The 8,381-nt window shown below is 72.6% G+C and carries 8 protein-coding genes and 2 rRNA genes; 5 read left to right on the forward strand and 5 right to left on the reverse strand.

Annotated elements, in window-relative coordinates; translation table 11 throughout:
* Positions 1 to 145 precede the first annotated feature (145 nt).
* Positions 146 to 1,717, forward strand: coding sequence for an amidohydrolase family protein (locus AB0M39_RS13155; RefSeq protein WP_365363391.1), 1,572 nt, complete (start codon positions 146 to 148; stop codon positions 1,715 to 1,717).
* A gap of 138 nt (positions 1,718 to 1,855) precedes the next feature.
* Here AB0M39_RS13155 and AB0M39_RS13160 read toward each other — a convergent pair whose 3' ends face one another.
* Positions 1,856 to 2,404: a GNAT family N-acetyltransferase gene (locus AB0M39_RS13160; protein ID WP_365363392.1), complete on the reverse strand. Its 549-nt coding sequence runs from the start codon at positions 2,402 to 2,404 to the stop codon at positions 1,856 to 1,858.
* Between the two features lie 132 nt (positions 2,405 to 2,536).
* On the opposite strand from AB0M39_RS13160, the gene AB0M39_RS13165 reads away from it, so the two are divergent.
* The 4 genes from AB0M39_RS13165 to AB0M39_RS13180 are packed head-to-tail and all read left to right on the forward strand — an operon-like array spanning position 2,537 to position 6,276.
* The gene (locus AB0M39_RS13165) at positions 2,537 to 3,463 is read left to right on the forward strand and encodes an ABC transporter ATP-binding protein (protein WP_365363394.1); all 927 of its coding nucleotides are present in this window, start codon (positions 2,537 to 2,539) and stop codon (positions 3,461 to 3,463) included.
* A complete protein-coding gene (locus AB0M39_RS13170; protein ID WP_365363396.1) occupies positions 3,460 to 4,254 on the forward strand; it encodes an ABC transporter permease in 795 nt (264 codons plus the stop codon). Before AB0M39_RS13165 ends, AB0M39_RS13170 begins: the two co-directional genes overlap by 4 nt.
* Before the next feature lie 25 nt (positions 4,255 to 4,279).
* Complete coding sequence (locus AB0M39_RS13175; RefSeq protein WP_365363398.1) at positions 4,280 to 5,614, forward strand: histidine kinase; 1,335 nt, start codon at positions 4,280 to 4,282, stop codon at positions 5,612 to 5,614.
* Positions 5,611 to 6,276, forward strand: coding sequence for a response regulator transcription factor (locus AB0M39_RS13180; protein ID WP_365363400.1), 666 nt, complete (start codon positions 5,611 to 5,613; stop codon positions 6,274 to 6,276). The genes AB0M39_RS13175 and AB0M39_RS13180 overlap by 4 nt, the downstream gene beginning before the upstream one ends.
* A gap of 33 nt (positions 6,277 to 6,309) precedes the next feature.
* Here the strand turns inward: AB0M39_RS13180 and AB0M39_RS13185 are convergent, their stop codons facing one another.
* The 4 genes from AB0M39_RS13185 to AB0M39_RS13200 all read right to left on the reverse strand — a co-directional run.
* Entirely contained in the window at positions 6,310 to 7,455 is a 1,146-nt protein-coding gene (locus AB0M39_RS13185; protein ID WP_365363405.1) for a DUF6596 domain-containing protein, read from the reverse strand.
* Between the two features lie 8 nt (positions 7,456 to 7,463).
* Positions 7,464 to 7,871 carry a YciI family protein gene (locus AB0M39_RS13190; protein WP_365363402.1) on the reverse strand — a complete coding sequence of 136 codons (408 nt, stop codon included), beginning with the start codon at positions 7,869 to 7,871 and terminating at the stop codon, positions 7,464 to 7,466.
* A gap of 238 nt (positions 7,872 to 8,109) precedes the next feature.
* Positions 8,110 to 8,226: ribosomal RNA gene (rrf, locus tag AB0M39_RS13195) — 5S ribosomal RNA — on the reverse strand.
* 81 nt (positions 8,227 to 8,307) lie between these two features.
* Positions 8,308 to 8,381, reverse strand: a 23S ribosomal RNA gene (locus AB0M39_RS13200); the annotation flags it as partial.

Consider the following 8,381-nt stretch of genomic DNA (forward strand, 5'->3'; position numbering starts at 1 on the left):
CCCGCGCGGTGGCCCCAGACCGCACCCGGGGGTGGTGCCAGCGACACCCCCCAACCTGCCTGCTACGCCCACTGACCCACGGCCCCCGCCACGGCAGAGTCATAGGCACGCCAACCAGCGCACCACGACTCAGGGGGTCCCGCTCATGCCTACTCGCCGCCACGTCCTCGGTACCGCAGCCGCTCTCACCGGAACGGCGCTGATCAGCGCCGCCGCCGCGACGTCGGCCACGGCAGCGTCGACAGCCAAGGCGGCCAAAACGGCCACGGCAGCGGCCGGCGCGCAGCGCCCCGCCCGCCGCGGCGACCTCCTCGCCCTCACCCACGCCACCGTCGTCGAGGGCAACCGCGCCACCCCCGACCAGACCCTGCTCGTCCAGGACGGCCGTATCGTCCGCTCCGGCCCGAGCGCGCACATCGTGATCCCCCGCGCCGCCCGCACCGTCGACCTGCGCGGCAAGTACGTCATCCCCGGTCTGATCGAGTCCCACGCCCACACCACCGGCCCCGACGAGGTCGCCGCCCCCGTCTTCCCGCTGGCGGGCGTCACGGCCGTACGGGAGATGTGGGGCGCCCCCGCCCACCACGAGCGCCGCCAGAAAGTCGCGGCCGGCAAGCTCCTCGGCCCCCACTGGACCATCGCCAGCCCGATCGTCGACGGCCCGCCCACCCTGTTCACCCAGGACACCGGCAACCAGGTGATCGAGGCGCGCGACGAGGCCTCCGCCCGCCGCGCCGTACGGGAGGCCAAGCGCTCCGGCGCGGACTTCGTCAAGGTCTACTCCCGCCTGACCCGCCCCGCCTACCTCGCCCTCGCCGACGAGGCCCGCCGCCAGGGCATCCGCTTCGCCGGCCACTGCCCCGACTCCATGACGGTCGCCGAGTGCAGCGACGCCGGCCAGCAGACCATCGAGCACCTGCACGCGCTGCTCCTGGCGACCTCCTCCAAGGAGGAGGAGATCCGCCGCCGCCTGGCGGAGGTGCGGATCGACCCGAACGAGCCCTCCAGCCTCGCCCGTTACAACGCCTGGTTCCGCCAGGTCCACGAGCTCGAGTACGAGGCCGTGCGCAGCTACGACCCCGTCCGCGCCCGCGCCCTCTTCGAGCGCCTCGCCGCCAACGGCACGCGCGTCGTCCCCACGCTCTCCGTCCACCACGCCCTGGAGCGCCCCGAGGAGATCCCCGCCCGCCAGGACGAGGCCAGGTACGTCCCGTCGGGGACGGCCGACAGCTGGCCGGCCACCTGGGAGGCCCTGACCGGCGGCCGCACCCCCCGCGAGGCGACCCGCATCCGCCAGATCTACGCACACCGGCTGCGCCTGGTCGCCGAGATGCACCGCGCGGGCGTCGAGGTCCTCGCGGGCACCGACACCGGCACCGGCTACCTCGTCCCCGGCTTCTCCCTGCACGACGAGATGGCACTGCTCGCCGAGGCCGGCCTGCCCGCCCACCGGGTGCTGGAGTCCGCGACGACCGCTCCCGCCCGGATGCTGGGCCTGGACGACCGCCGGGCCGACCTAGTGGTCCTGGACGCCAACCCGCTCGACGACATCCGGAACACCCGTTGCATCGACTCCGTGGTCGTCGCCGGCCGCCACATCAGCCGCGCCGAGCGCGGACGGCTGCTGGCCCAGGTCGAGCAGGCCGCCGCCGCCAGCCGGCCGCCCGCGACCACGGCCGCCCCGGCGTCCGCCCTGCCCCTGCGCCCCTGCTGCTAGGACGACGGGCCATCGCCCCGGTGCTCCGCCACAGCCCCTCGCCGCCAGCCCCCAGGCCGCCCCTGCCGCTCGTCCATAGACGCTCGCGGCTCTCCGTACGCCCTCGACGCTCCAGACGCCCGCGGCCCTCCCTCAGACCTACCGCCAGATCTCCAACTCCCGTTCCCGTGCCGAAGGATCACCCGGCACGGGAACACTCTCGCCGCTGGGCACGAAACCGATGCGCCTATAGAACGCGGCAGCACGCGCGTTCCGCTCGTCCACATACAGCCGCACCCGCTCGATCCGCGGCCCCTCAAGCGCCCACGACCACTCCATAGCGGCCTCGAACAGCCCCTTAGCGACCCCGGTGCCCCGCGCCTGCGGCCGTACGAACACCCCGACCACATGCGTCTGGTCCCTCTTGGCGGCCTCCCCGAACCGCACCTTGCCCGCCGGCCGCTCCACCAGCACGGTCAGCGTCCCCAGCCACCGCCCGTCCCCCGCCTCCGCGATGAACTGCCGCGCGACGACGCCCTCCCCGACAGCGGCCGCCCGATCCCGCCAGAACGCGTCCGGCTTCTGGACGGCCTGTTCGTACGTCTCCAGGAAAGCGAAGGGCGCCGCCGGATCCTGAAGCGCGGCCAGCCGGATCTCCCGGGCCTTCGCCCACTCCTCGGCGCGCACCGCGCGGATGACATGGTCCATCCGCCGATAGTGGCCGCGTCCGGCGCCCCGAGCAACGCGGCCCCGCCGTCGTACCCCGGTACTACCCGCCCGCGCCGAGCTCCCGTCCCCGGTCGGACGAACCGCCGCCGCCCGCTCCGTAGCGTCGAAGCCATGATCAAGGCATCGGGACTCACCAAGAAGTACGGCGACAAGACCGTCGTCCAGGACCTGAGCTTCACCGTCAAGCCCGGCTCGGTCACCGGCTTCCTCGGCCCCAACGGCGCGGGCAAGTCCACCACCATGCGCATGCTGCTCGGCCTGGACAAGCCGACCCGCGGCCGCTCCACCATCGGCGGACGCGCGTACGTCGCCCACAACGCCCCGCTGCACGAGGTCGGCGCGCTCCTCGAAGCCCGCTCCGTGCACCCCGGCCGCTCCGCCTACCACCATCTGATGGCGCTCGCCCACACCCACGGCATCCCCAAGAGCCGCGTCCAGCACGTCCTGGACCTCGCCGGGATCAGCCAGGTGGCCGGCAGACGCGTGAAGGGCTTCTCGCTCGGCATGGGTCAGCGGCTCGGCATCGCCGCCGCCCTGCTCGGCGACCCCGCCGCCGTCATCCTCGACGAGCCGGTCAACGGCCTCGACCCGGAGGGCGTCCTGTGGATCCGCAACCTCCTCAAGTCCCTCGCCGCCGAGGGGCGCACGGTCCTCGTCTCCTCCCATCTGATGAGCGAGATGGCCCTGACCGCCGACCATCTGGTCGTCATCGGCCGCGGCCGGCTGCTCGCCGACACCACGGTCGCGGACTTCGTACGCGACTCCGGCGCCGCCGCCGTCAAGGTCGTCACCCCCGAAGCGGCCCTGCTGGCCCAGCACCTCGCCGCCCCCGGCGTCGAGATCGCCCCCAGCGCCCCGGGCGTCCTGGAAGTCCGCGGCACCGACAGCGAGCACATCGGACGCACCGCCGCCGCCCACGGCATCCCGCTGTACGAACTCACCCCGCACACCGCCTCGCTGGAGCAGGCGTTCATGGACCTCACCCGCGACACGGTCGAGTACCAGGCCACCGCCACCCCGACAGGAGCAGCAGCATGACCGCCGCCACCCCCACCGCCCTCGCCCCGACCGCGTACCGTGTGACGCCCGCGCGCGTCATGCGCTCCGAGTGGCACAAGTTCTGGTCGCTGCGCTCCAGCTGGATCACGCTGTTCTCCGCGTACGCCGTGATCCTCGCCGTCGGCATCACCATGGGCACCACCTACGACGGCGACGACTCCGAGATCGACACCGTCACCCTGATCCTCCTGGGCACCCAGCTCGCGCAGATCGCCCTCGCGGTGCTCGGCATCCTGGTCACCGCGGGCGAGTACTCGACCGGCATGATCCGCGCCTCCCTGACCGCCGTGCCGCAGCGGCTCCCGGTGCTGTGGTCCAAGGCGGCGGTGTTCGCCGGCATCGTCTTCAGCCTCTCCCTGGCCACGGTCCTCGCCACCTTCCTCACCGCGCAGGTCTTCCTGGAGGGCACCGACAAGGCCGCCTCCCTGAGCGATCCCGGCATCGCCCGGGCGCTGCTGGGAAGCGCCGCCGCGATCACCCTCCTGGGGATGACCGCCCTGGGCCTCGGCGCCCTGCTGCGGTCGGTGCCCGGCGCGATCGGCGCGTACATCGGCGGCGTGCTGATCGTGCCCGAGATCGTCGGCATGCTGCCGTACGACGTCGTGGACACCGCCATGAAGTACTTCCCCTCCAAGGCGGTCGAGGCCCTCGGCGCGTCCCAGCAGCTGCCGGGCGCCGCCTCGCCGGGCGCCGCGCTGCTCGTCCTCGCCCTATGGGCGGCGGCCTCGGTCGGCGGAGCCGGACTGCTGCTCAAACGACGCGACGTGTGACCTGTCCGTGTACGAGGATGATCACGTGACGCAGGAGCCGCACACACGCCGGGGCGCCCAGGACCAGGACTGGTCCTCGGGCGCCCAGCCGCTGACCCGCCGCTTCAAGGCGTTCAGCGAGCGCGTCCGCGCGTTCGACGCCCGCCGCCCCCGCGTCTGGGACGCCGTGCTCACCCTGTTCTTCCTCGGGGCGACGCTCACCGACGCCTCGGCCGGCTGGCGCAACGTCGCCTTCGACCCGGACGCCTCGCAGCAGCTGGTCGTCGTGATGTCCCTGGGCTTCGCGATCCCCGCCTTCTGGCGCCGCCCGCACCCCTTTGCCGCGTACCTCGCCACCCTCCCCTTCCTCCTCCTCAACAGCTGGACGGGCGCCCAACTCCAGTCCGGCTATCTGTTCCTGGTCTGCTTCTTCCACATCGCGCTGCGGCTGCCGCTGCGCACGCTCGCCTGGGCCTTCGCGCTCGGCCTGGTCCCCCTGACGGTCAGCGCGATCCGCTTCCCGGCGGAGAGCTGGGACCACTCCTTCCTGCCCACCCTCTACGGCGACGCGATCGTCGCGCTCCTCGGCCTCGCCGTCCGCACCCGCCAGGAGTACACCGCCTCCCTGGTCGAGCGCGCCCGCCAGCTCGAAGTAGAGCGCGACCAGCAGGCCCAGATCGCCGCCGCCGCCGAACGCACCCGCATCGCCCGGGAGATGCACGACATCATCGGCCACAACCTGTCGGTGATCACCGGGCTCGCGGACGGCGGAAAGTACGCGGCGGCCAAGAACCCCGAGCGCGCCGGCCAGGCCCTCGACGCCATCGCCACCACCAGCCGGCAGGCGCTCGCCGAGCTCCGCCGTCTCCTGGGCGTCCTGCGCGAGGACTCCCCCACCGCCGAACTCGCCCCGCAGCCCTCGCTGTCCGACCTGGACGCGCTGGTGGAAGGCGTGGACACGGCGGGCCTGCCGGTCCGTATGACGGTCGAGGGCCGCCCCGACTCGGTGCCGGCCGGAATGCAGCTCACCGTCTACCGGGTCGTCCAGGAGGCCCTGACGAACACGCTGAAGCACGGCGGCCGAGCGGCGACCGCCACGGTGGCCCTGGCGTACGGAGACGAGGGCGTGACAGCGACGATCACGGACACGGGCGCCGGCGGCGGCGAGGGCGCCCATCCGGCCGAAGGCCGTGGCATCACGGGAATGCGCGAGCGAACGTCCCTGTACGAAGGGACACTTGAGACCGGCCCGCTGCCGGCGCCGACGGGCGGCTGGCGCGTCCATATGCGTCTGCCGCACCCTCGTGTCCCCTCGCCCCACGCACCGCCTCACGCACCGCCTGTCCAGCCGTCTCGACTCCCGGAGGGCACAGCCCCGTGACGACCGTGGTCATCGTCGACGACCAGCCGATGCAGCGCTTCGGCTTCCGCATGCTGCTCGAGAGCCAAGACGACATGGAGCTCCTCGGCGAAGCCGGGGACGGCGCCGAGGCGGTGCGCCTGGTGGCGCGGCTCCACCCGGACGTGGTCCTGATGGACATCCGCATGCCGGGCCTCGACGGCATCGAGGCCACGCGGCGCATCGTCGCCGCCGGAGCCCGCACCCGCGTCCTCATCCTGACCACGTTCGACCTGGACGAGTACGCGTACGCCGGGCTGCGCGCGGGAGCCAGCGGATTCCTGGTGAAGGACGCCCTCCCGGAGGAGCTGCTCTCGGGAATCCGCGCCGTGGCGAGCGGCGACGCGGTGGTCGCGCCGAGCCTGACGCGCCGTCTCCTCGACACCTTCGCCCACCGTCTGCCGGTCGCGCCGAACGCGCCGCAGGCCCCCGACCCTCGGCTGGCCGGCCTCACCGAACGCGAACGGGAGATCCTCACCGTCATCGGCCAGGGCTGGACGAACACCGAGATCGCGACCCGTCTCCACCTCGCCGAGTCGACGGTGAAGACGCACATCAGCAGAATCCTGTCGAAGACGGGGGCCAGGGACCGCGTGCAGGCGGTGATCCTGGCGTACGACGCCCGTCTGGTGAACCCGGCCTAGACCGGGCCCCGCAGGCCGACGCCGTACGTCCCGTCAGCGACCCCGGCGGGCGTTGAGCCGGGCGGCCTGGCGCGTGAGATGGTCGCGCTCGGCGAGGTTGGCAGCCTTCTGGGCTGCCTCGGCGTACAGCCGTGCCGCCGCCTCCAGGTCGCCGTCGCGCTCGTGGAGGTACGCCGCCACCGCGGTGTGGCGGGGCAGAGAGTCGTCCAGCGCGGCGAGCGCCGCCAGCCCGGCGCGCGGTCCGTCGGCCTCGCCGACGGCCACCGCGCGGTTGAGCCGGACGACCGGGCTGTCGGTCAGCCGCGCGAGCTCGTCGTACCACTCGACGATCTGCACCCAGTCGGTCTCCTCGGCGGTGGGCGCATCCGCGTGGAGGGCCGCGACGGCTGCCTGGGCCTGGAACTCGCCCAGCCGGTCCCGTGCGAGGGCCGCCTGGAGGATCTCGACGCCCTCGGCGATCGACTCGGTGTCCCACCGGCCGCGGTCCTGCTCGGCGAGCGGCACCAGGCCGCCGTCGGGCGCGGTCCGGGAGGCGCGCCGGGCGTGATGGAGCAGCATGAGGGCGAGCAGGCCCGCCACTTCGGGGTGGTCGATCGCGGCCGCGAGCTGCCGGGTGAGCCGGATGGCCTCGGCGGCGAGGTCGACGTCGCCGGAGTAGCCCTCGTTGAAGACCAGGTAGAGGACGCGCAGCACGGTGGCGACGTCGCCGGGCTGGTCGAACCGCACCCCTGACACGGTCCGCTTGGCCCGGCTGATCCGCTGCGCCATGGTCGCCTCGGGCACCAGGTAGGCCTGGGCGATCTGGCGGGTGGTCAGCCCGCCCACGGCGCGCAGCGTGAGCGCGACCGCGGACGAGGGCGTCAGCGACGGGTGGGCGCACAGGAAGTACAGCTGGAGCGTGTCGTCCGTCGCGGGCGCGGGCCCGGGCGCCGGCTCCTCGTCGACGAGTTCCTCCCGCCGACGGCGGGAGGCGTCCGCCCGGGTCGCGTCGAGGAACTTGCGCCAGGCCACGGTGACCAGCCAGCCCTTCGCGTCCCGCGGAAGGTCGGCCGGCCAGACGCGGACCGCCTCGATCAGCGCCTCCTGCACGGCGTCCTCGGCCGCCGCGAAGTCGGCTCCGCGGCGGACGAGGATCCCGAGGACGCTCGGCGTGAGGCTCCGGAGCAGGGCCTCGTCCATCGGTGAGGTCACTCCGTGATGGTGGGCGGCGCGGTCAGGAAGGGGCGCAGCTCGAGCCATTCGTGGATCGGCTTGCCGCCCGCCCCGGGGGCGGCCGACAGTTCCCCGGCCAGCTCGACGGCGCGGTCGTAGCCGTCGACGTCGATGATCATCCAGCCGGCGATGAGGTCCTTGGTCTCGGCGAACGGGCCGTCGGTGACCGGCGGACGCCCTTCGCCGTCGTAGCGGACCCACGCTCCCTCGGGAGCGAGCGCCTGACCGCCGACGAACTCGCCGGTCTTCTCCAGCCGGTCCGCGAAGTCCTGCATGTACTGCATGTGCGCCGAGATCTCCTCCGGCGTCCACCGGTCCATCGGCACGTCGTTGACCGCCGCCGGGGCGCCGCGGTAGTGCTTCAGCAGCAGGTACTTGGCCATAATGCCTCTCCTCAGTGCTGGTGCTGCGACCCATTGTGGTCGCGTTCACTGCGGGGACGGAGCCGGACGCGGGTTCTCGACATCGCCGGCGGAAGTTTTCTCAGGAAGGTTCGCCCGGCGGTCTGCCGTGGCCGGCACGGCCAGGTCCGCCACGACGTGAACGGGCCCTGTCCGCGTAATGGGCCCTGAACGCAGAAAAGCCCCGCACCATAAGGTGCGGGGCTCTCCCACAATGATTGTTCGGCGGCGTCCTACTCTCCCACAGGGTCCCCCCTGCAGTACCATCGGCGCTGAAAGGCTTAGCTTCCGGGTTCGGAATGTAACCGGGCGTTTCCCTAACGCAATGACCACCGAAACTCTATGAAATTCTGACCGGAGCCACCATGGGCTGCAGACGGTCGTTACTTCAGAACTGACACAGTGGACGCGAGCAACTGAGGACAAGCCCTCGGCCTATTAGTACCAGTCAGCTCCACCGGTTGCCCGGCTTCCACATCTGGCCTATCAACC

Source organism: Streptomyces sp. NPDC051907, assembly GCF_040681075.1.
Taxonomy (GTDB): Bacteria; Actinomycetota; Actinomycetes; order Streptomycetales; family Streptomycetaceae; genus Streptomyces.